This window comes from Candidatus Pseudothioglobus singularis PS1 (assembly GCF_001281385.1).
GTDB classification, from domain to species: Bacteria; Pseudomonadota; Gammaproteobacteria; order PS1; family Pseudothioglobaceae; genus Pseudothioglobus; species Pseudothioglobus singularis.
The window spans coordinates 156,530-179,738 of the sequence record NZ_CP006911.1 but is presented as its reverse complement, the minus strand read 5'-3'; the positions used below and the strand labels follow the sequence as shown (position 1 = coordinate 179,738).

General features: G+C 37.9%; 24 protein-coding genes and 1 tRNA gene. 14 read left to right on the top strand and 11 right to left on the bottom strand.

Annotation, left to right across the window (positions count from 1 at the left end; genetic code table 11):
- Positions 1–53: 53 nt before the first annotated feature.
- Positions 54–1,112, bottom strand: coding sequence for an ABC transporter substrate-binding protein (locus W908_RS00875; RefSeq protein WP_053819570.1), 1,059 nt, complete (start codon positions 1,110–1,112; stop codon positions 54–56).
- A gap of 265 nt (positions 1,113–1,377) precedes the next feature.
- Between W908_RS00875 and W908_RS00870 the strand changes: the two genes are divergently transcribed.
- Positions 1,378–2,088: an IclR family transcriptional regulator gene (locus W908_RS00870; RefSeq protein WP_053819569.1), complete on the top strand. Its 711-nt coding sequence runs from the start codon at positions 1,378–1,380 to the stop codon at positions 2,086–2,088.
- A gap of 80 nt (positions 2,089–2,168) precedes the next feature.
- Here the strand turns inward: W908_RS00870 and W908_RS00865 are convergent, their stop codons facing one another.
- Genes W908_RS00865 through W908_RS00855 form a run of 3 tightly spaced genes read right to left on the bottom strand, consistent with a single transcriptional unit; the run spans position 2,169 to position 4,321 of the window.
- On the bottom strand, positions 2,169–2,777 hold the full coding sequence (locus W908_RS00865) for a LysE family translocator (RefSeq protein ID WP_053819568.1): 609 nt from the start codon (positions 2,775–2,777) through the stop codon (positions 2,169–2,171).
- A 19-nt stretch (positions 2,778–2,796) separates the two neighbouring features.
- Entirely contained in the window at positions 2,797–3,696 is a 900-nt protein-coding gene (locus W908_RS00860; protein WP_053819567.1) for a DMT family transporter, read from the bottom strand.
- A gap of 16 nt (positions 3,697–3,712) precedes the next feature.
- Positions 3,713–4,321 (bottom strand): LysE family translocator, encoded by a 609-nt coding sequence (locus tag W908_RS00855; RefSeq protein WP_053819566.1) that lies wholly within the window; start codon positions 4,319–4,321, stop codon positions 3,713–3,715.
- Between the two features lie 67 nt (positions 4,322–4,388).
- Between W908_RS00855 and W908_RS00850 the strand changes: the two genes are divergently transcribed.
- The gene (locus W908_RS00850; RefSeq protein WP_053819565.1) at positions 4,389–5,339 is read left to right on the top strand and encodes an acetyl-CoA carboxylase carboxyltransferase subunit alpha; all 951 of its coding nucleotides are present in this window, start codon (positions 4,389–4,391) and stop codon (positions 5,337–5,339) included.
- Positions 5,320–6,489 (top strand): tRNA lysidine(34) synthetase TilS, encoded by a 1,170-nt coding sequence (gene tilS, locus W908_RS00845; protein ID WP_053819564.1) that lies wholly within the window; start codon positions 5,320–5,322, stop codon positions 6,487–6,489. The genes W908_RS00850 and tilS overlap by 20 nt, the downstream gene beginning before the upstream one ends.
- Before the next feature lie 10 nt (positions 6,490–6,499).
- Here tilS and W908_RS00840 read toward each other — a convergent pair whose 3' ends face one another.
- From W908_RS00840 to W908_RS00830, 3 genes are read right to left on the bottom strand one after another with little or no spacing between them, the layout of a single operon-like run.
- Positions 6,500–7,078 carry a DUF3501 family protein gene (locus W908_RS00840; RefSeq protein ID WP_020023573.1) on the bottom strand — a complete coding sequence of 193 codons (579 nt, stop codon included), beginning with the start codon at positions 7,076–7,078 and terminating at the stop codon, positions 6,500–6,502.
- Between the two features lie 21 nt (positions 7,079–7,099).
- Positions 7,100–8,404: a (Fe-S)-binding protein gene (locus W908_RS00835; RefSeq protein ID WP_053819563.1), complete on the bottom strand. Its 1,305-nt coding sequence runs from the start codon at positions 8,402–8,404 to the stop codon at positions 7,100–7,102.
- A gap of 58 nt (positions 8,405–8,462) precedes the next feature.
- Entirely contained in the window at positions 8,463–8,882 is a 420-nt protein-coding gene (locus tag W908_RS00830; RefSeq protein WP_020023575.1) for a rubrerythrin family protein, read from the bottom strand.
- Between the two features lie 104 nt (positions 8,883–8,986).
- Here W908_RS00830 and W908_RS00825 point away from each other — a divergent pair, with 104 nt between their 5' ends.
- Positions 8,987–9,844, top strand: coding sequence for a LysR substrate-binding domain-containing protein (locus W908_RS00825; protein WP_053819562.1), 858 nt, complete (start codon positions 8,987–8,989; stop codon positions 9,842–9,844).
- A gap of 7 nt (positions 9,845–9,851) precedes the next feature.
- Here W908_RS00825 and ybeY read toward each other — a convergent pair whose 3' ends face one another.
- Positions 9,852–10,292, bottom strand: a complete 441-nt coding sequence (gene ybeY, locus W908_RS00820) for an rRNA maturation RNase YbeY (RefSeq protein ID WP_053819561.1) — start codon at positions 10,290–10,292, stop codon at positions 9,852–9,854.
- A gap of 53 nt (positions 10,293–10,345) precedes the next feature.
- On the opposite strand from ybeY, the gene priA reads away from it, so the two are divergent.
- Positions 10,346–12,307 carry a replication restart helicase PriA gene (priA, locus tag W908_RS00815; RefSeq protein WP_053819560.1) on the top strand — a complete coding sequence of 654 codons (1,962 nt, stop codon included), beginning with the start codon at positions 10,346–10,348 and terminating at the stop codon, positions 12,305–12,307.
- 5 nt (positions 12,308–12,312) lie between these two features.
- Here the strand turns inward: priA and bioA are convergent, their stop codons facing one another.
- Both bioA and W908_RS00805 read right to left on the bottom strand, forming a co-directional pair.
- A complete protein-coding gene (gene bioA / locus W908_RS00810; RefSeq protein WP_082344992.1) occupies positions 12,313–13,554 on the bottom strand; it encodes an adenosylmethionine--8-amino-7-oxononanoate transaminase in 1,242 nt (413 codons plus the stop codon).
- Entirely contained in the window at positions 13,554–14,222 is a 669-nt protein-coding gene (locus tag W908_RS00805) for a phosphoglycolate phosphatase (RefSeq protein ID WP_053819558.1), read from the bottom strand. The genes bioA and W908_RS00805 overlap by 1 nt, the downstream gene beginning before the upstream one ends.
- Before the next feature lie 66 nt (positions 14,223–14,288).
- Between W908_RS00805 and proC the strand changes: the two genes are divergently transcribed.
- Complete coding sequence (gene proC / locus W908_RS00800) at positions 14,289–15,119, top strand: pyrroline-5-carboxylate reductase (protein WP_020023581.1); 831 nt, start codon at positions 14,289–14,291, stop codon at positions 15,117–15,119.
- 18 nt (positions 15,120–15,137) lie between these two features.
- Here the strand turns inward: proC and W908_RS00795 are convergent, their stop codons facing one another.
- Entirely contained in the window at positions 15,138–15,854 is a 717-nt protein-coding gene (locus tag W908_RS00795) for a 16S rRNA (uracil(1498)-N(3))-methyltransferase (RefSeq protein WP_053819557.1), read from the bottom strand.
- A 47-nt stretch (positions 15,855–15,901) separates the two neighbouring features.
- On the opposite strand from W908_RS00795, the gene W908_RS00790 reads away from it, so the two are divergent.
- The 8 genes from W908_RS00790 (at position 15,902) to rpoD (ending at position 23,206) form a co-directional block, all read left to right on the top strand.
- Positions 15,902–17,152, top strand: a complete 1,251-nt coding sequence (locus tag W908_RS00790; RefSeq protein WP_053819556.1) for an aminopeptidase P N-terminal domain-containing protein — start codon at positions 15,902–15,904, stop codon at positions 17,150–17,152.
- A 2-nt stretch (positions 17,153–17,154) separates the two neighbouring features.
- The gene (gene trpD, locus W908_RS00785) at positions 17,155–18,171 is read left to right on the top strand and encodes an anthranilate phosphoribosyltransferase (protein WP_053819555.1); all 1,017 of its coding nucleotides are present in this window, start codon (positions 17,155–17,157) and stop codon (positions 18,169–18,171) included.
- A gap of 2 nt (positions 18,172–18,173) precedes the next feature.
- The gene (gene orn / locus W908_RS00780) at positions 18,174–18,716 is read left to right on the top strand and encodes an oligoribonuclease (protein WP_053819554.1); all 543 of its coding nucleotides are present in this window, start codon (positions 18,174–18,176) and stop codon (positions 18,714–18,716) included.
- 1 nt (position 18,717) lies between these two features.
- Complete coding sequence (ispE, locus tag W908_RS08670) at positions 18,718–19,569, top strand: 4-(cytidine 5'-diphospho)-2-C-methyl-D-erythritol kinase (protein WP_082344991.1); 852 nt, start codon at positions 18,718–18,720, stop codon at positions 19,567–19,569.
- Positions 19,549–19,623, top strand: a tRNA-Gln gene (locus tag W908_RS00775). The genes ispE and W908_RS00775 overlap by 21 nt, the downstream gene beginning before the upstream one ends.
- Before the next feature lie 104 nt (positions 19,624–19,727).
- Entirely contained in the window at positions 19,728–20,201 is a 474-nt protein-coding gene (locus tag W908_RS00770; RefSeq protein ID WP_053819553.1) for a glutathione peroxidase, read from the top strand.
- A gap of 85 nt (positions 20,202–20,286) precedes the next feature.
- A complete protein-coding gene (locus W908_RS00765) occupies positions 20,287–21,249 on the top strand; it encodes a ribose-phosphate pyrophosphokinase (RefSeq protein ID WP_020023587.1) in 963 nt (320 codons plus the stop codon).
- Positions 21,250–21,337: 88 nt separating this feature from the next.
- Entirely contained in the window at positions 21,338–23,206 is a 1,869-nt protein-coding gene (gene rpoD / locus W908_RS00760) for an RNA polymerase sigma factor RpoD (protein ID WP_053819552.1), read from the top strand.
- Positions 23,207–23,209: the final 3 nt, after the last annotated feature.

The following is a 23,209-nucleotide window of genomic DNA, read 5'->3' as shown; positions in this document are numbered from 1 at the left end:
AATAATGGGCGTGCTGGAATAACCAACGCGCCCAAGGAGAACAACATTGATTATTACTGCTGGATCAACATATCAAATCTTTCAGTTAACTCACTGAGCTGTCCGATATAAAAGCTTGGATCAATGACTAGTTGCTGAGCATAGTTATCAGGGTATGTAGGCAGTTTAGTTGCTTCATCTTCTGTTAGAATGCCAACACTATAGGCTCCACTATTCGCAGTTCCAAAAGGCATAATCTTGACCAGTCTTGCCTGTGCTTCTGCGCTAACCATTTCATTAATTAAACGCATCGCATTATCTTTGTTGGGTGCTCCTTTTGGTACAAGAAGACAATCAACATCCATCGTTCCACCATCAAAGGTGAAATTCACTCCGATACCAGATTCATTAATATATCCCACATGATTTTGTCCCATATGAATCATATCAACCTCACCATCACGCATAAGTTGTGCAGACTGAGCTCCACCACGATACCATACTGTCACATGTGGAACAATTTCAGCAAGTTTAGCCCAAGCACGCTCCTGACCTTTCTTAGTAGAAAGAACATTATAAATTTCACTCTTAGGCACACCATCAGCCATAAGAGCAGCTTCTAAGTTGTAGTTAACTTTTCCATGCATACCACGCTTTCCTGGGAATTTTTCAACATCCCAAAAATCTGCCCAGCTTTGTGGTCCATTATCACCAAACTTATCTTGCCTATATGATATTACCTTTGTAAATGCAAGCAAGCCCACATAGTGACTGTTGACAAGCTCTGGAGGAATGCCTGCAGAATTAATAAGACTATAATCCAGTGGCTCAAGTGAGTCTTCCTGTTTTAGTGTCTCACAAACTGACAGCTCTTGTTCAGTAACATCCCAAGAGACTGCGCCAGCACTAATTTGACTGCGTACGTCTTGTATGCCGTTTGTCGTATCCTCTTCAACCTCAATACCTAATTTTTCTGCTGCTGGTGTAAGCATAGTTGTTCTAAGTGCATCTTGAAAAGATCCACCCCATGAAGCAAACATGACAGAATGTCCGTCGGCTTTAGCGATATTACTAAGGCCAAATCCCATTCCCATTAATAGTGTTAAGCACACTATTTTTAAATACTTATTCATTTGAAATCTCCTTTAGTTATTTTCCAAATTAAAAATTTAGTTTGGATATTGTCTCATAATTTAAAACTAAAAGTTTCATTCTACGAAACATTGTTTCATTTTGCTGTATAATCAAAAAGAAGTCAAGTAAAAATTTATAAAATAATTTGGTTTTGACTTAGTATTTCTGAAATTATGTTAAGCTTATTATTAATTTTTACTTATACAATTCTTTCAAATTTTCTAGTAACATTTTTTATATCCTGTCCAAATAAATAATATATAAATGACAAATTCAAAAGAAAAATCTAGGCCTATTAAAAGTGGTGTTGAGTCGGTTGAAAGAGCTCTGAGTCTTCTGGAGGCATTTAATATGGGTGACAATGGTCTAGCACTTAAAGAGCTTGCCCAAAGAACTGGTCTAAATAAAGCCACAATATTGCGACTTAGTGCTTCACTTGAAAAATTTGGTTATCTTACTCGTGATTATGATGGTATTTTTCACCTTGGTGCGTCTCTTTGGCATCGAAGTTCGGTTTACCGTGACAACCTTCAACTAGGAGATATTATTCGTCCAGCTTTAACAGAACTTGTTAAAAAAACAGAAGAGACTGCTGCATTTCATGTCTTGCGAGGAAATTCAAGTGTAGTTCTTTATTGTGAAAATTCTAAAAGAAGGATGCGATATCATATCGATGAAGGAGAAATAAATCCCCTTAATCTTGGTTCTTCTGGAAAGGTGCTAGAAGCGTTTGTAAATCCTAAAACATCTCAGTCTAAAATTATAAAAGATCAGGGATACTATATTAGTCATGGAGAGCGTGACCCGGATATTGCAGGTATTACAGTTCCTATTTTGGGGCGCGATGGAGAGCTGATTGGAGTAATCTCCTTGTCAGGGCTTACAACTCGATTCACTGACGATAATATTGAAAGTTATTTAAAAGCCTTAATATCTATCTCTAAAAAAGTTTGCTTAGCTTTTGGAAGTAAGTAATTTAATTTAAAGTAGCATTAGTTTGATATCTGTGAGCGAGAGCTTTTAACTATATTTATGAGAAATGAAGGGCCCAGTCTTTAGAAATAAAAAAGGCTAAACCCAACACCAATCATTATTACTCCAAAAATCCTGTTTACTCTCAAGGCCATTTTGTCACTACTTATTAGTTGCCTTAATTTTTTTCCTAGAATACCAATAAATAGTAAGCCAAACAATAGTGAAATAGCAACAGTGGCTACAATTTTGAGTCCATAAGATAAACTCACCTGATTGAGATCAATTAGAGATGGAAGGACAGATAAATAAAAAATCATCACCTTTGGATTAGTTCCAGCTAAGAGGAAGCCCATCAGAAGTTCTTTCAAATGAGATTGAGCTGAAATGTCATTGTCCATACTGAATTTTCCAGCCCTCCACTGAGAGTAACCCAAATAAAATAAATAGCATGCACCGAAATATTGGACCGCATTTGTAACAGGTGTAATCAAATCAGCAAGAGCATTTAAAGAAAAAATAACAATGGTTAAATAAGACAAATCACCCAGCGTCATTCCAATTGAAAAGAATATTGCCGAGGCTAGACCTCTCGAAGTAGAAATAGAGAGAAGTGCTAAAGTCCCAGGACCAGGGGTCACTGCAAAAATGAAAAGAGTAAAGCCAAGGACTAAAAAAATATTTATTTCCATAATTTATTGCTACCCATAATTATCGAAAAGGAATTAGATTTTTAATCTTCAGATCGTTAAGAACAGCGAGAGCCGAAACGGCCATTAGAATTCCAATAGCATTTTTTATAGTAATCATTTCTTCAAAGAAAATTGCGCCCAATGCGATTGCAAAGAATGGAGTTAATATACTAAAAGCAGAACTCTTTTTGGAGCCAATAATTCTAATGCCCATATAGTAGAGTGCTGTTATTGCAGTTCCAGCAATAAATGACACGAAAAAAATATTAACCCAAAATATATAATCCATGGCTCCTAAAGTGAACAGATGATTGCTATCATAAGATAAGTTCCAATCGATTAAGAAGCCTATAAGACAAACATAAAAGTTAATAGTCAAGACATGAATATTTCTCATATAAGACGCAGCTACCGTGAATAAGGCATAGGTTAGACCAGCTAATACAAAATAGATATTGCCCCCACTTATGAGTTTTTCGAGATTCATTTGTTCTATATCAAGCATTAAAGCGACACCTATTGCTCCAATTGTCAATGCAAGCCAATCTTTTAAAACAGGTTTAGATTTTTTAGAAAAAATCATCATAACATAGACAAAAATTGGAATCAAAACGGTTACTAGAGCCGCGCCTAAACCAACTGCGCCTCTCTGCATCCCCATAAAGTAGGTTCTATAGTTTCCGATCAGAAAAAAAGCCAAAAGAATGCAAATGACAAAGTTTTTTAAACTAATTTTTATAGGAATTTTCATCCATACAAGCAGAGGAAAGGTCGATAAGGCTGATAGAAAAAAACGATACACAACGACTTCATCTTCGCTGATATAAAAAGATAAGTATTTTACAGAGACGCCTGATAAGGCCCATACCAATGGAACAAGAAGCATCACTAGTGTCATTGTTTTTTCAGATTGGAACATCTACATCCTTTTATATTCAATACAGTGCGACAAAAACACCAACAAGAATCATAGTCACGCCAGTCACTTGATTTATCTTCCTGATGCTATCGGGATTTTCAATATAACGTCTAAGTCTAACACCTAAAATATTTGCCAAACTTAAAACAAAAAAAACAGTCAATCCAATTGATACTATCACCTGAACTTCTGTATTTAAAGTCAGATTATTTAAGTCTATAAAGATTGGAAGGAAGGACAGGTAGAAGATAATTGTTTTTGGGTTGGTTACTCCAACAACAAACCCAGCTATTAAAAGCTTTATGACTGAGCTCTTTTTACTTGAAGGTTCAAAACTAATCCCTTTTGAACGGAATTGTTGATAGCCAATAAAGATTAAATATGATGCTCCAAGAATTTTCACATAGAGCATACTCTCATTAATCACCTCAGCTAAGGCATTGAGAGCTAGCATTGCAAGAGCTACATAAATAATATCACCAACTGTGTGGCCTATGGAAACCCAAATTGCAGGGATTGGGCCAAATCGAGTAGAAATCGCCAACACTGCAAATAAACCAGGGCCGGGTGAAATTGCATAAACGAAAGTAGCAATCATCAGAGAAAGTAGGGTAAGCAAATCCATTGCAAGATTATAAACATTGCATCTGCTATAATTATCATTAAATTTCCTTTCACAATAAGTGCATTAAATGAACTTAAACTATTTAGACTTTGAACAGCCAATCGCAGAGCTGGAAGACAAAATTGATGCCCTTGAAAGCATTAAGGATGATGTCGATATTTCCAAAGAGATGGATTCACTTAAATCAAAAAGTGAACTCTTAACAAAGAAAATTTTTTCGTCACTTACTGATTGGCAAATCTCTCAATTAGCTAGGCACCCTCAAAGACTTTATACCTTGGACTACATTGATAATATTTTTGATGAGTTTACAGAGCTATGTGGAGATCGAGCCTATGCAAATGACCATTCTTTGATAGGCGGTATTGCAAAAATAGATGACCTAACATTTATGTTTCTTGGTCAACAAAAAGGCCGATCTACAAAAGAAAAAATTTACCATAATTTTGGAATGACTAGGCCTGAGGGCTACCGAAAGGCACTTAGACTTATGAAGATGGCTGAGAAATTTGGCTTGCCTGTCATTACTTTTATAGATACTCCAGGCGCTTATCCTGGTATTGGCGCAGAGGAGCGCGGACAGAGTGAAGCAATCGCAAAAAACTTATTCGAAATGTCAACTTTAAAAACGCCAATTCTATCGGTTGTGATTGGTGAAGGTGGCTCGGGCGGTGCGCTTGCTATTGGACTTTGTGACACGATGATGATGTTTGAGTATAGCATTTACTCAGTCATCTCTCCTGAAGGCTGCGCATCTATACTATATAAAGATGCATCTAAAGCTCCCATTGCTGCAGAGTCTCTTAAGCTTACTAGTAAGCATTTGAAAAAAAATAAGTTAATTGAAAAGGTGATCCCTGAACCATTGGGCGGAATTCATAGAGACCCTGAAAAAGCCTCTAAATTTCTAAAAAAAGCACTCATCAAAGAGCTTAAAAATCTAGCTGATTTACCTATTGAAAAACTTTTAGAAGATAGGCACGAAAAATTACTTAGCTTTGGAAGATTTAGCGAATAAAGATCCTTTCCTTATAGACAAAAATATTGTCATTGCCTTAAGTGGAGGGATCGACTCAGTGGTCCTGCTCCATTTCTTAAACTCTCATTACCCTGGCAATATAAGAGCAGTCCATATCAATCATAACCTTTCGAAGCACAGCAAAGACTGGTCTTTATTCTGTAAAGAACAATGCCACAAACAAGGGGTTGAGTTTAAAAGCATAGACATTAATATTAAAACTTCGTCTAACATCGAAGAAAATGCTCGTAAAAAACGCTATAATTCACTAAAATCAGAATTATCTAAAAATGAAGTTCTGTGTACTGCGCATCATCAGGAGGATCAATCTGAGACTTTTTTACTTCAACTATTTAGAGGAAGTGGGGTAGCGGGCTTGGCATCCATGCCAAAAATAAAGAGCTTTGCTGACGCATTCTTATACCGTCCCTTCTTAAACATTTCTAAGCAATTAATTGTTGACTATGCAACAAAATATAATCTCGACTGGGTAGAAGATGATAGCAATATTAATTTAAATTTCAAAAGAAATCTCCTAAGATTAGAGTTTATTCCAAAACTTGATTCCAGTTTTAAAGGAGTAATAAAAAATATTTCTAGAAGCGCTTATCACCAGTCTGAGGCATTAAAACTAATAAACGATCTTGCTGAAATTGATATCGAAAAGTTCAATCTTGTCATTAATCATAAAATTCAAGTGCTGCCTTTAACTGAGCTCCCAGAAAGAAGAGTTGCTAATATATTAAGATATTACATTGCACAAAGGGGCTTCTTGATGCCATCCAATAAAGTGCTAACTGAACTCATTTCTGTTTTAAGGGCGAAGGATGATGCCAAAGTGATTTTAAAATGGCATCTTTATGAAGTCAGAAGATATGACAATGAGTTATATTTTTTTGATGGTGAGCCTGATAGATCCAATGAAGATTGCCCTCTCTTTAATAAACTAAAGGATCAAGCTAATTTTACAATTCGATTTCGTCAGGACGGTCAAAGAGTCAGACTCAAGGATAAAAAGCACTCAAGCTCTCTAAAAAAAGTACTTCAGAGTGCAAACATTCCGCCTTGGGAAAGAGACAAATTGAGGATGTATTACATCAATGAAACTCTTGTTGGCATGGAGTCAATAGGCGAAATGTCTGAGGCTTAAATTATAATTTTTAGCTAGTAAAATCACCACTTAAAACTTTCTGTGATTCTGTGTCTAGGGTCATTTCATAATCATAGTTTGGATGCGTAGACCCTACCTTTATAGTTGACCCTGCAATGAAATCATCAATCATCTCCTGGGTAAACTCGAATCTCATAAAGTGGACCGCTGAAGTTTTAACGTCGGTCTCTCTCTCCAAATCTTCATTACAAATCGGGAAGGCTTTTTCATGGTTGCCTACTTGGAAATAAATACTTTTTTCAACGCCAATGAGCTCTGTTAGAGCAACAATGCGCTCTGCAACATCTGAATACTCAATCATCATTGTTGCTTTTAGATTGGCGCCATTGGGTACAAGTGCATTGTATACATCCAGCTCATCTTGAATCTCACTTGATTCAAAAATTTTCTCGATTCGAAGCATTTCTTGAACTTGGTATTGAACAGTTTGCTTGTTTTCAAATATCATCCTAATATGCTCACCCAAGTGAACTTCTCTAAGCTTTTTAACCTGGATTGTTTCCTGGCGAATCGATGAACGCTTTTCTGCATACTCTTCAAGAGTTAATAGGTCTTGTCTTTCTAACATAATTATTTCCTCAAATTGTGTTTATAAATCATAAGCCAACTTCACTAGGCTAATCGGATGAATAGATTCTATATCTTGTGTAGCAATATGTGCAACATGGTTACCTGCCATAACGCAATCACTAACAACAAGGTCGGTAGTGTCGGTAATTTTTTTGGCAACTGGCATTCCAATTTTGACTGAGTAAGTATGTGTCTCTTTTCTCACACCATAGGTACCATCATGTCCTGAACATCTTTCTGCAATATTGACGTCTAAATCAGGAATTAAACCTAGGATTTTTTTTGTATGCGCTCCAATATTTTGAACTCTTTGATGGCATGCCATGGGATAAAGAATCTCTTTATCAATGGCCTTAAATTTGTCATCAAAATGATTGTTTTCTATTAGCAATGAAAGGTACTCAAAGGGGTCATAGAATGCATCAGAAATAGCTTTTATATCTTCATTTTCATTCAATATCATTGGTAGTTCATTCTTAAACATTAAGACGCAAGAGGGTATAGGCGCAATAAGCTTGTAGCCATCTTTGACTAGCTCCATTAATGGCTCAATATTTTCATTGGCATACTTCTCGACTGAGTCAAGATCTCCAAGCTCCATTTTGGGCATTCCGCAACACTGAGTTTTTTTGATTAGCTTCACCTCAACATTGTTATGTCTTAATACATCGACTAGGTCAATGACTGTTTTTGGATCATTGTATTCTCCATAACAGGTTCCAAAAATTGCTACCTTGAATTGACTATCAGAGCTCTCTTCAACAAAGACCTTAGATAAACTCTTAGAGTGGTAAGTTGGCACAACCGCATTCTCATGAACGCCGAGTACCTTTTGAGTAACCTTTCTGAGAGTTTTATTTTTATTTGACCAGTTAACCACAGGCGATATAACTGGCTTCGATGCAATAGCACCAACCTTTTGAGGCGATGTTAAGATTTTATGTGATAACTTAGTTTCGCCCTTTTTAAATTGAATGGCTTTCGCTCTAAGCATAAGATGCGGAAAATCAACATTAAAGTCGTGTGGCGGCACATATGGACATTTAGCTATATAGCACAAATCGCACAAATAACATTGATCCACAACTTTTTTATAATCAGCCTTATCGACACCATCTACCTCAAAAGTTTTAGACTCATCGATCAAGTCAAATAGTGTAGGAAAAGACTTACATAAACTTACACATCGTCTGCAGCCGTGACAGATATCAAATACCCTCTCAAGCTCATTGTTGAGAGAATCTTCATCATAAAAATCTTTATCTTTCCAATTTAGAGGGTGACGTGTTGGAGCCTCTAAATTGCCTTCTTTGAATTTAGACATATTTATTAGGTTTTAAGGGTTATTACTACCACAGACTAGATCTGTGGTAGTAGTGACTTTAGATACTATCTAAAGCTTTTTGATAACGGTTAGCATGAGAACGCTCAGCTTTCGCTAAGGTTTCAAACCAATCAGCAATTTCATCAAATCCCTCTTCTCTGGCTGTTTTAGCCATTCCTGGATACATGTCAGTGTACTCATGAGTTTCTCCATGAACTGCACTAGCAAGCATATCTTTGACTTCTTTAGCTGGCATATCAGTACCTGGATCACCAACTCCACCCTCAATTAAGTGCTCCATGTGTCCGTGCGCATGACCCGTTTCACCTTCAGCAGTTGATCTGAAAAGAGCAGCCATATCTGGCTCTCCTAAAACGTCACATTGATTTGCAAAATATAAATAGCGTCTATTTGCTTGAGATTCTCCAGCAAATGCATCCTTTAAAGATTGTTCTGTTTTACTTCCACTTAAATTCATTTTTTAGCTCCGATAGTTTAAATGAGCCACAATCATACCATTCATTTATATAAAATTAAATTGAATAATACTGTATATAATATTCGGTAAAAACGAATATAAAAATGACACCCTCAATTAAAAATTTACAGTATCTAGTTGCATTGAAAAAAACGAATCACTTTTCAAATGCTGCCAAGGAATGTTTTGTCAGTGCCTCAACCTTTAGCGCTGGGATTTCAAAACTTGAAAATGACCTTCAGGTCAAGTTAGTTGAGCGAGACAACAAGAATGTTCGCTTTACATCGGCCGGAAATCGTATCACTAAACAAGCAATGTCAGTTTTGGCAGAAATGAACGTTTTGGTAAGCACTTCAAATTTAGATTTTTTTGAATCTGAAATCACGATCGGAGTTATTCCAACAATATCGACTTATATTCTTCCAAATTTTCTATCCAATTTAACCCATTCTCACCCAAAACTTAAAGTTTCATTTAAGGAAGACACAAGTGAGAACTTAGTAAAACATCTCGATCAAGCTAAAATCGATTTTGCAATCTTTGCGTTTCCCTATGAGCTGCCTGATTTTATTGAAAGTTTTCAAGTTTTTGCTGATCCTATTTATTTTATTCAACACAAAAATCGAAAGTCGAAAGTAATCGATAACGGCTCCTTATTGATGCTGGAACAAGGCCATTGCCTTCGTTCACACATTTTACAAAATAACGAGATTTCAACTAAACACATATCAAACTTCTCGTGTACCAGCATTTCTACACTTGTTGCTATGGTAGATACTAATATTGGGGTGAGCTTCCTGCCAAGGATGGCAATTGACTTTGGAATACTGAGTCACTATCCAAATATCAATATAGACCTAGAATCAACGAAAGCAAAAAGAGATATTGGCGTTATTTATAGAAAAAACAATCCACAAGAAGAAAACATCAAAAAACTGGCTGCGCTCTTGAACACAGACTAGTTTGGCACTAGTTGTAAGGGTTGCTAATACCAAGATTACCTAAAAAATTAATCTCTATTGACTCCATCTTATTAGCTGAAGAGACATCTTCATGATCATGTCCAATCAAGTGAAGGATGCCATGAATCGCCATATGAGTTAAGTGGTCTGTAAATTTTTTGTCGCCGATTAGCGCCTCTTCTCTAACAACATCAACACAAATAACAACATCACCAAGGATTGACTCTTCGACTTCCTCTGGAATGTCGCTCTGGAAAGAGAGCACATTGGTGACCTGATTCTTATCTCTATACTCTTTATTAAGGACTTGAATCTCAACAGGAGAAACAAGACGAATTAATAACTCAGATTCCTCTAAAGCATTTTCATTTAAAAAATCCTGACAAACCTGACTAAGGTTCTCTTCGTCAACATTTGAATCGTTAATGATATTTTGAATAACTACCATGGCAAGTTAATATTGCTAAAATACTTATTTTATCCCTAAAACTTTTTTAATTGATGCAAATCACAGAAGTTGCAATTCCGGTCCCATTACACAATACGTTTGATTACCTGTGTAAAGATAAAGTCGGCATTGGCTCAAGAGTAAAAGTTCCCTTTGGAAATAAAAAAGTGACAGGCATTGTCCTCTCTCACAAAGACAAGAGCAGCTTTACAAAGCTTAGAGAAGTTGAAGAAGTGATAGATCACGAAGTACTCTTATCGAAAGAGATTCTTACATTTTTATCTTGGTCTGCTAACTATTACCACCACCCAATTGGAGAAGTGCTTTCCAATGCGATTCCAAAAAATCTAAGAAATGGTAAGCCAGCTGTCATTAAAAAGCCGGGTGAAGTGCATGACAAAGTCTTATCAAGCGGCTTTGAACTGACTAATGAGCAGACCTTTGCTATCTCTGAGGTGATCAAGAATTCCTCAGAGTTTAATGGCTTTTTGCTTCATGGCGTCACTGGCAGTGGCAAGACAGAGGTCTACCTCAGTATCACTGAGCAGCTTTTAAAAAAAGGAAAACAAGTTCTTGTTTTAGTGCCAGAGATTGGATTAACCCCTCAAATGATTTCCCGTTTTGAACAGAGAATAGAAGGTCGAGTTGTTGCAGTTCATTCTCAGCTCAATGACACTCAAAAACAAGACGCCTATCTGATGGCAAAGGATGGCGATGCAAAAGTGATTCTTGGAACTCGATCTGCTATTTTTACACCCATCCCTAATCTTGGACTAGTTATTGTGGATGAGGAACACGACAACTCCTTTAAGCAGCAATCTAACTTTCGCTACTCCGCAAGAGATCTAAGTTTTATGAGAGCTAAATTTGCCAATGTTCCACTTATACTTGGAACTGCAACACCCTCATTAGAAACCTTGAAAAATGTTATCGAAAAAAAACTTATTCGTCTTACTCTGACCTCTCGCCCCGGCGAGGCAATCATGCCAAGTGTTGATCTGATTGATATGAGAAGTCAGCCCTCAGAGCCATTATCAAAGCCGCTCATCGCAAGAATCAAGCATCACCTTTCAGAAGGCAAACAGGTCATGCTATTTATCAACCGAAGAGGTTATGCGCCTATATATTACTGCACAGAGTGCGATTGGCAGTCAGAATGTACCAGTTGTGATTCTAAGCTGGTATACCACCGAAGCATTAATCGACTTAAGTGCCATCACTGTGGACTAGAAAAACCACCCGAATCCTCTTGTCCATATTGCAGTAGCCATGAGCTCAAAATTCTTGGTTATGGAACAGAGAGGCTAGAAGAAAATCTAGAATCATTCTTTCCAAATGCAGAGGTCATTAGAATTGACAGAGACACCACGCGAAAGAAAAAAGCTTTTGCAACTCACTTAAAAAAAATCAACTCAGGAGAGCCCTGCATCATTGTAGGAACTCAAATGCTCGCCAAGGGTCATGACTTTTCTAATCTAGCATTTGTTGGTATTTTAGATGTCGATGTTGGGCTGATGTCAACTGACTTTCGGGCAACAGAACATTTAGCTCAACTGCTTGTTCAAGTCTCAGGAAGATGTGGCAGAGGAAAATATAAGGGAGAGGTCAATATCCAGACGCGTTATCCGAACCATCCTATATTCAACTATGTGAAAGATTCGCGTTACATTGAGTATGCTAAAACCCTCTTATCAGAACGCAAAGATACGAAACTGCCTCCTTTTGCCCATCAAGCGTTGATTTGTGCAAATGCTAAAAATAAAAATTTAGCTGAGAATTTTTTGACCGAAGTCGCCCAATTAACGAATAGCATTGAGATTGATTCAGTCGAAATTTGGGGTCCAGTTCCTGGAGTAATTGAGCGTAAATCAGACTACTACTACTTTAATCTTTACTTGCAATCAGAAGACAGGGGACAACTTAGAAGACTAATTCAAACCTTTTACCAGCATGTTGAAACCATTAAGGTGAGCTCATCAGTTCGATGGTTTGTTGATATTGACCCTATCGAATAGAAAATTTATTTGATTGAGTCGTCAACAATCTCGGCCATAGCCTGAGTAATGACTAACAACTCGTTATCGGATATTACAAAGGGTGGCATGGTGTATAGTAACCTGCCATAAGGCCTCAGCCAAACACCAGACTCAATCAACTTTTCCTGAGTTTTTTTCATGTCCAATTCTTCATTGAACTCTACCACCCCAATTGCACCAAGAACCCTGACATCAAATATAGATTGATGACTCTGAAGAGGCATCAATTGATCTCTCAAAATAGTTTCAATTTCACTTACTCTTTTTTTCCAGTTACTTTCTACAAGAAGATCAATACTTGCAATCGCTGCAGAACAGGCCAGAGGGTTAGCCATAAAGGTTGGTCCATGCATCAGTACGCCCACTGTTTCAGAAACCTTTTGATTGGTGATGGCGGCGGCCATTGTCATATATCCACCAGTCAAAGCTTTTCCAATACACATAATGTCAGGCTCAATATTGGCATGATTGCAGCCAAATAGTTCACCCGTTCGCCCAAAACCAGTGGCTATCTCATCCACAATCATAAGAACGTTGTACTTGTCACATAACGCTCTAGCGCCTTTTAGATAATCCATCTCATAGATGTTCATTCCTCCAGCGCCCTGAACAATTGGCTCAAGAATCATGGCTGCGATTTTTTTATGGCTCTTACTTAGCCTCGACTCCAAATCAGAAAGTGCTTCATCAGTGTTATCATGTTTAGGTTGATTAACGAAGTAATGCTTTGGCAAAACCTCACTAAAAAGGTGATGCATTCCCTTATTTGGATCACAAACACTCATAGCACCGAAAGTATCACCATGGTAACCACCCCTTGGCGTTACAAAATATGACTTTTCTTTTTGCCCCTTATTTTGCCAGTACTGGATGGCCATTTTTAAAGACACCTCAACTGAGACAGAGCCCGAATCAGCAAAAAACACCTTATCTAAGCCTTTGGGCGTCAAATTGATGAGTTTTTCACATAAATCAATGGCTGGTTGATGAGTCAGACCCCCAAACATTACGTGCGACACTTTATCAATCTGAGACTTGACAGCATCATTAATATAGGAATTATTATAGCCATGTATCATGCACCACCAAGAACTCATACCGTCAATGATGCGTGCTCCATTTTTGAAGTTAAGGTACACTCCTTCGGCGCTTTCTACGTGGTATGTTGGCACCTTGTTTGGGATATTGGCATAAGGATGCCAGATATGATTTTCGTCAATATTCACTATAGGTAGTCTCGCAATTGCGCCATAGAATCAATCACGAGATCAGGGTTTTCATCAGCAATATTATTTCCATGGTTATAGCCGTAAGACATACAAATGATCTGAAAGCTTGCTGCCCTAGCCGCCTTGACGTCACTCACCGAATCCCCAAGCATAAGGCACTCATTGGGCTTAATATTAAAAAAGTTAGCGCCATGAATCAGAGGGAGTGGGTCTGGCTTTTTCTTTTCTAAAGTATCGCCAGAAATAACGATCCCAAAATAATCAATAATTCCTAAAGATTGAAGTAATGGAAGCGTAAACTGCTCCGCTTTATTTGTAACGCAGCCTAAAAGGTAATCTTTAGATTTTAAATAATCTAAGCCCTCCATTACGCCCTCGTAGAGAGTAGACCTGACCGATGAATTTTGGGCATACAAATCTAAAAAAATGGGATACGCTTTGTCAAAAGCCTCTTTACTTGGAGAGCCATCCAATTCACCAGTCAAAGCTCTTTCAACTAGCCTAGGGACTCCGTTTCCAACCCAATGCCTTACTGTCTCTTCTCCTCTGACTGGCATATCCAGACTGAGCATCATTTGATCAACGCAATACGCTAAATCAGGAACGCTATCGACCAAAGTTCCATCAACATCGATCATTACTAGTTTTGGCTGAAATATTGTCATTAATGTTCTTTATTTATTGCAAGTTTGGTAGAATTGAATTAAGCATTCAATACAAAGATATTTTATATGGAAAACAAAACAGTCATTGGATTTATTGGCGCTGGCAATATGGCATATGCTCTTATTAAAGGGCTTTTGAGTGATGGATTTGAAGCCAAAAATATTAATGTTAGTGATGCAAACCTTGAGCTTCTTGAAAAACGTAGCTCTGAACTGGGTGTGACTACTTACTCTGATAATGTCTCACTTCTCACCAATAGTGATATTGTCGTTTTTGCTGTTAAGCCTCAAGTACTCTCAGTTGTTTGTCATGAGCTCAAAAATAAGGCTTCATCAGATCAGCTCTTTGTCTCCATTGTAGCTGGTATTAAAAGTAAAGATATTAATCGTTGGCTTGGCGGTGACTTTGCACTCGTAAGGACAATGCCTAATACGCCCGCTCTTTTTCAATCTGGAGTGACAGGTCTTTTTGCAAATGAACTCGTTAATGACACTCAAAAAGAGTCAGTAAACTTGTTGCTATCGGCTGTAGGTGAGTGTTTTTGGGTCAATGAGGAAAACCTTTTGGATGCAATTACAGCGATATCAGGTAGTGGGCCCGCTTATTTTTTCTTAATGATGCAGTCCATGAAACAGGCTGCTATGGCCTTGGGGCTGGATGAAGAAACAGCTGACGCTTTGAGTATCAAGACCAGTCTTGGTGCAAGCATAATGGCCACGAACTCTGGCAAAGACTCTCGCACGCTTCGTGCAGAAGTCACATCGCCAAATGGAACCACGCAGTCAGCGATTGAAACCTTTCAAGATCAGAACTTTGAGGGAATCGTTGCAGCTGCAACCAGAGCTGCCTATGACCGGGCTAGAGAGCTGAGTCAAGAATTAGGCAACATTGACTAGGGTTTCCTTTATTACCTATTAACTTCCCCATAGCAATTGCATATTAGCAATTGCTGCTAGAGAAGCAGTTTCTGTTCTTAAAACCCTCTTTCCAATAAGGATTGACTGATATCCAGCGACCTCAGAATCACTAACTTCTTTTTCAGTCAGGCCCCCTTCAGGACCAATAAGTATTGTTGCTTTTGACGTTTCCTTAAGCTGACTCAGGCTAATTTTTGCACGATGATGCAAAACAAAGCCATTATGATTCGTCTCCTCTAATAACTCTTCGAGTGAGAGTGGGTCAGACAGACTGACAATGACTGAACGGCCTGATTGTTCACAGGCATGGTTAGCAATTTTTTGCCAGTGATCAATTTTTTTTTGAACTTTTTCATCGCTCAGCCTGACAACACACCGCTCTAATTTCATTGGGATTATTCTAGTCACTCCCAACTCAACCGCTTTTTGAATCAAAAAATCCATTTTTTCGCCCTTTGCAATTCCTTGGGCGAGTGTTAAATCTAATTTTGATTCTGTATTATTTCGTGCCTTAGAAATGACTTTAAGACTGGTTGTTTTTTTCGCGTCTTGAACTAACGCTGTGTAATCAAAACCATCACCATTAAACACGGTAATATTTTTGCCAACTGGAAAACGTAAAACCTTATTTAAATGGTGACTATTGTCACTATCTAATTCAGCAGTTTTACCTTCGGTAAAAGGTGTATTTTGATAAAGTCGTATCGTTTTCATGGTATCTTTCTTGCGTTATATATCTAAGAATTAATACACCAAACAAAATGATACATCAAAAAAGAAGAGAGGAGTTGTTAAGCATGCTGGGTCGAGACGCAGTAGTCATTGTGTCGACCAATAGTGAACAAAAAAGAAACAGTGATGTGACTTATCCATTTCGCCCCGATAGTAATTTTTGGTATCTTACTGGTTTTACAGAGCCCGATGCAATAGCGGTATTTAGTAAAGAAAGCTATGTGATGTTTTTGAGACCGAAGGATGAAACTAAAGAGATCTGGAATGGAATCAGACTTGGTGTTGCACTTGCTCCTGAAACTTTATTAGTGGATCAAGCTTATGATATTGATACTTTCTTTGATAATATTGACTCTTTCACTCAGAAAAGATCTGTCATATATTTTGATGCCCCAGGAAGTGGTGGTTGGAAAGACAATTCAAGCACAAATATTCATAATCAACGCATTCATTCTCTTTTTGAAAGCAGTTTAAAGCCCTTAAATCCTTGTATTTCAGAAATGCGATTAATAAAAGATAAGGAAGAAGTAAAAAATATGCAGGATGCTGCTGATTTAGCATCTGAAGCTCATATGAGTGCCATGAGAGTGGCCTCACCTGGACTATATGAACATAATGTTGCTTCTGTGTTTGATTCACAATTTACAAACGGCAACTCTGAGCACTCCTATCCTCCAATCGTTGCAAGTGGAGAGAATGCATGCATTTTGCATTACAATGAGAACAACCAAGAACTTCAAGATGGGGATCTACTGCTTATTGATGCAGGTTGTGAAATCAATGGTTATGCTTCAGATATTACAAGGACTTTTCCAATTAATGGAAAGTTTAGTGAGGCCCAAAAAGAGATATATGGCATTGTTTTAAGTGCACAAAAATCTGCTATTGATTCTATTAAACCTGGAGTAAGCTGCAACAAGCCGCATGAGACTGCTTGTCAAATCATAACAGATGGCCTTATAAAGCTAGGCATTATGAAATCCCCTGAAGATTTGACCAAGTTTTATATGCATGGAACGGGGCATTGGCTTGGGCTCGATGTCCATGATGTGGGTGTTAAACTAATCAATGATGAGTTCCGTGAGTTTAAAAGTGGTATGGTAACAACTGTTGAGCCTGGAATTTATATTCGCAGGGATGATAAAATTGAATCTAAGTACTGGGGCATTGGAGTCAGAATAGAAGATGATGTCCTAGTGACTGAAGCAGGAAATCATGTCCTCTCCAAAAAAGCAGTTAAAGATATTGATGAAATTGAATATTTAATGAGCCAGCGATAATTATGAATATTAGCGAAGCTATCAAGGCAGTTATTTCTAAACAAAATTTAAATGAAGGTGAAATGCATGATGTCATGAATAGCATCATGACTGGCCAAACGACCGATGCACAGATTGGTGCGTTTCTAGTTGGGCTGTCAATGAAGGGTGAGACAATTGAGGAAATTACTGCCAGTGCTAAAGTAATGCGTGCTCTTGCTACATCAGTAGAATTAAGTAGTAATGATTACCTAGTTGATACCTGTGGAACTGGAGGAGATGGCCTTGGTCTATTCAACATCTCAACAGCTTCAGCCTTTGTAGTCGCAGCGGCCGGTGGAAAAGTTGCAAAACATGGTAATCGCTCGATATCTTCAAAATCTGGAAGTGCAGATGTATTGGAAGCGGCTGGTATTAACCTCAATATAAGTCCAGAATTAATCAGTCACTGTATCGAGGAAATTGGTTTAGGGTTTATGTTTGCACCGGCTCATCATAGTGCTATGAAACATGCAATTGGTCCTCGCAAAGAGCTGGCAGTCAGAACGATATTTAATGTGTTGGGCCCTTTGACTAATCCAGCCAAAGCGCCAAATCAAATTATGGGAGTTTATAATAAAAGCTTGGTTGAGCCAATTGCCAATGTTTTAAAAGGTCTCAATTCACGACACGTAATGGTCGTGCATTCCGAAGATGGTCTTGATGAGTTCTCCATTGCTAACACGACTTATGTTGCAGAATTAAAAGATAATAATATTTCGACTTATACTGTTCACCCTTGTGATTTTGGGCTTGAGGAAGGAAACCTAAATTCAATTAAAGCTGAAAATGCTGAGCAATCTCTCGCTTTAATCAATGAAGCGTTTTCTGGGAGGAAGGGTGTCGCTAGAGATATCATTGCATTAAATGCAGGCGCTGCGATTTATGTGAGTGGCCTTGTGAATTCATTCGATGAAGGCGTCACAAAAGCTAACCAAATTTTGTCAGATGGATCTGCGCAAGATAAGCTTGATGCTTACACTCTTGCAAGTAATAGTTAATAATGAATAAAAAAACAAATCTAATCTGGATCGATCTTGAAATGACAGGGTTAATTCCTGAAAGTGATGTGATCATTGAAATTGCAACAGTTGTAACGGATGCTAATCTTAATGTTATTGATGAAGGCCCATCTTTAGCTATCAATCAAAAGACTGAATTATTAGATGGCATGGATGAATGGAACACCAATCAACACAACCGCTCTGGATTAGTTCAAAGGGTTAAGGATAGTTCAATATCAGTCGCCGAAGCGGAATCCCAAACCCTTGATTTTCTCTCTCAATATGTTGATTCGGGTGCTTCTCCCATGTGTGGTAATTCAATTTGTCAAGACAGAAGATTTTTGTATAACTATATGCCTGACCTTGAAAAGTTTTTTCATTATCGGCATATTGATGTCTCAACACTAAAAGAACTAGCTGTACGCTGGAAACCAGACATCATTTCTAGCTCATTCAAAAAATCTAGGCACTTAGCTTTGTCAGATATCTATGACTCCATCGATGAATTGAAATACTACAGAGAGCACTTTATCAAACCTTAAATTGACTTACCTATCACCCGCAAAAATCAATTTGTTCCTACACATCAACTCAAAAAGAGATGATGGTTATCACAATCTACAGACCATTTTTCAACTCTTGGGTTTTTATGATGAGATAAATTTTAGTGTAAGAGAGGATGGAAAAATTAACCGTACCCTTGGTAACGAAGATATTCCTCTGGCCAATGACTTAATGATCAAGAGTGCTAAAAAGTTACAAAAATTGAGTGGGGTCAATTTGGGTGTTGATATTCGAATAAAAAAGAAGATTCCTTCGGGCGGAGGGCTCGGAGGGGGGAGTTCAAATGCAGCGACCGCACTCATGGCATTGAATCATCTTTGGGGTCTTGAGTTAACAAAACAAAAGCTCATAGATATAGGTAAGGGTATTGGAGCAGATGTTCCAGTATTTATAGAAGGTCAAAGCTCTTGGGCAGAGGGAATTGGTGAAATTCTCTACCCTCTGAATTTACCAAAATACTTCTATTTAGTTGTTTCAATCAATAAACACGTCTCCACTCAAGAAATATTCAGCCATAAAGCATTGACAATGACACCAGTACAAAGGAAAATGTCTGATTTTTCATTAGTCTCAAATCCACATAATGACTGTCTGGATGCTGCAATTGACTTGGAAGGTGGCATTAAAGATGCTCTAAGGCATCTAGATTCCACTCAAAATCATATTGATATTGCTAGGATGACAGGAAGCGGTTCATGTGTTTTTGTTGCTTTTGAAAATGAAAGTGATGCATTGATAGCAAAAGAAGAATTGCCATCAAAGTGGGTTGGTTTTGTCGCGAAAGCGATTGATAAATCACCACTATACAATTGGGATGTCGCCAAGCGGTAAGGCAACGGGTTTTGATCCCGTCATTCGCAGGTTCGAATCCTGCCATCCCAGCCAAATTTTTTGTTACCCATCAATAGTTCATCTTCATCAACTCAACACATCAGATTCATTTGAAGTGAGTACAATTTAATTTTTTTTACTAAAAAGGATAGCTAAAGATGAGCATACATCAATTTAATTTTAAGAATATCGTCGGAAAAGAGGTTTCATTTAAAAGCTTTGAGGGAAAAGTTGTTTTAATTGTAAATACTGCAAGTAATTGTGGTTTAACTTATCACTACAAGGGCTTAGAAGACCTATATCAAGAATATAAGGACGCCGGTCTTGAAATTATTGGATTCCCTTGTAATCAATTTGGAAAACAAGAACCAGGGACTTCTGAGGAAATACAAAGTTTTTGTGACCTTAATTATGGAGTTACTTTCCCCTTATCCGAAAAAATCGAGGTAAATGGCTCCAATGCGCACCCAGTATATAAATATTTAAAATCTGAACTAAAAGGCAAACTTAATGACAGCATTAAGTGGAATTTCACTAAATTTCTCATTGATCGTGATGGTACGCCTTATAAGCGCTTCAGCGCAACAGTGGAACCTGAAGATATCAAGCCCTATATTAGTGAACTCCTATAAAACTTTTGTTTTCTAGAAAAACTATTATCTTTAGTCATATGATTTCTTTGTATAATTACCACCTTAAACAATAAGAATCTATTAGATGTCTTTAGAAAGAATTAAAATCTTCAGTGGTAATGCAAACCCTGATCTTTCGTCCGAAATTATTGCAAATCTAAACATAAATCAAAGCAAGGCTTTTGTAGGTCAATTTAGTGATGGTGAGTCTCAGGTAGAAATTCTTGACAATGTCCGTGGCTGTGACGTTTTTGTGATTCAGCCTACTTGTGGACCTTCATCGGCAGAAACTTTAATGGAACTATTGATAATGGTTGATGCCCTCAAACGCTCTTCAGCAGGAAGAATTACAGCCGTTGTTCCCTACCTTGGATATTCTAGACAAGACAGACGTTCGCGCCTCACCAGAGTCCCAATTACCGCAAAACTTGTAGCACAGATGATAGAAACATCGGGTGTTGATCGCATACTAACAATGGACCTCCATGCAGACCAGATCCAGGGCTTTTTTAACATACCCATAGACAATATTTATGCGCAGCCCGTCCTTGTCCAGGATATATTAGATCAAAACTATGAGGATGTGGTCGTGGTGTCGCCTGATGTAGGTGGAGTAGCAAGAGCAAGAGCTGCAGCTAAGAGAATTAATGATGCTGATCTTGCCATTATTGATAAAAGACGCCCAGAGCCAAACTTGGTCAAAGTAATGAACGTTATTGGTGATGTCTCTGGAAGGACCTGCATCATGATCGATGATATGGTTGATACTGCAGGTACGCTCTGCCAAGCTGCTGAAATACTAAAAGAAAAGGGCGCCAAAAAAGTTGTTGCGTATGCGACACACGCAGTCCTATCTGGCGGTGCAATAGATAATATCTCTAACTCAAAGTTGGATGAATTAGTTATTACAAATACGATCCCATTAAATGGTAACGCTAACAAATGTAGCAAGGTAAGACAACTATCCATTGCAACAACACTTGCTGATGTCATTCGTAGAATCAGTGATGAGCAGTCAATCAGTACAATTTTTGCTGAATCAAACTAACTAAACGCTGTTATATCAATAAATTAATGGTTAAAAAACCTTATACGATTTAGGTATAATTCCCCCTCTGTTTTTAAAAAACAATGCTATGAAAACAACTACCGAAGCTCATAAAATTGCACTTAATAGTCTCATAACGATAGGAAAAGAACAAGGCTATCTGACTTATTCTGAAATAAACGATCTCCTTCCAGAAGACTTATTAACCCCTGAACAAGTTGAACCAATTGTAACTATTCTGGAGGAGCTTGATATTGTAGTCGCTGATGAAGCGCCAGATGCAGATACCCTCGTGATGCAGGAAGGTGGAAAGGCAGAGGCAAATTCAGCAGAGGTTGCTGTTGCAGCTCTTGCAGCTTTAGACTCTGAGTTTGGTAGAACCACAGATCCTGTCAGAATGTATATGAGAGAGATGGGCGTTGTTGAGCTTTTAGAGCAAAGTGATGAAGTAAGAATTGCTAAGGAAATTGAGGCGGGTGTCTATCAAATTATGCAGGCGATTTCTCTTTACCCTGAAATATCTGATTATTTCTTTAAGGCATACACAAGACTTGAAGAAGGTAAGTGTAAGATGACTGATGTGGTTATAGGGTATCAAGGTGATGCCGAAGAATTCGAAGAAAAGCAAGCTCTCATTGTTGAAAAGCAAGCCCTTCTTGATGAAAAACAAGCGAAATTAGATGCAATGGACCTTGATGAAGATCCTGAAGAGCTAGAGGATGAGGAAGATGAGTTCGACGAGCTAGAGTACACTGGACCAGACGAAGGAGAAGTCTATGAGCGCTTCGATAAAGTTCAAAAATCTCACAACAGTTACGTTAAGTCTTGTGAAAAAAATGGCTACCTTGATGCAAAGACTGTTAAAGCCAGGCACAAATTTTCAAGCTGTATTTCTGAATTAAGACTTGCACCAAAACTTGTAAGCACGATGATGGAGCTCGTTTCAACAAGAGTTGCACAAGTTAAAAAAGAAGAGAATTTAATTCGCAATGCTTGCCTTGATGCTGGAATGACCACCGAAGTTTTTTATAAGTCATTTCCTGGCAATGAAACTAACTTCGATTGGCTCAAAACTGCTGGAATTGATAAAGCAACATTAAAGTCACTAGAAAAAAATAAGAATGAGATTTACTATTCTCAAAAAAGTCTCTTAGAAAACGAAGAAGCAATGCAACTGACTATTGCTGAGCTTAAGGAAATAAATAAAAAGCTTCGCCAGGGCGATAGAAAAGCTAAAAATGCTAAGAGTCAGATGATTGAAGCTAATTTAAGGTTAGTGATCTCGATTGCAAAAAAATATGCTAACCGTGGCTTACAGTTTTTAGATCTTATCCAGGAAGGTAATGTTGGCCTCATGAAGGCTGTTGATAAATTTGAATATCGCAGAGGTTACAAATTTTCAACGTATGCAACTTGGTGGATTCGTCAAGCTATTACAAGGTCAATTGCCGATCAAGCGCGCACGATTAGGATACCAGTCCATATGATTGAGACAATTAATAAGCTCAACCGTGTAAGACGCCAACTTCTTCAAAGATTTGGAAGAGAGGCTACACCTGAAGAGCTTTCAGTAGAAATGGAACTTCCTGAATATAAAATTAATAAAATTCTTAAAATTGCTAAAGAGCCGTTATCTATGGAAAACCCGGTAGGTGATGACGAAGACTCAACAATTGGTGATTTTATTGAAGACGAAAAACTTTCTTCACCTGTTGAAGTAACTACTCGTGAAAGTTTGAAAGAAACTACTGGTGATCTATTAGCGAACTTATCACCTCGTGAAGCAAAAGTACTTAAAATGCGATTTGGAATCGACATGAGTACTGATCACACTCTAGAGGAAGTTGGAAGACAATTTGATGTGACACGTGAAAGAATCCGTCAAATTGAAGCAAAAGCACTCAGAAAATTGCGCCATCCTTCTCGTGCTCATAAGCTTCAAAGCTTTTTGGAGTAGCTC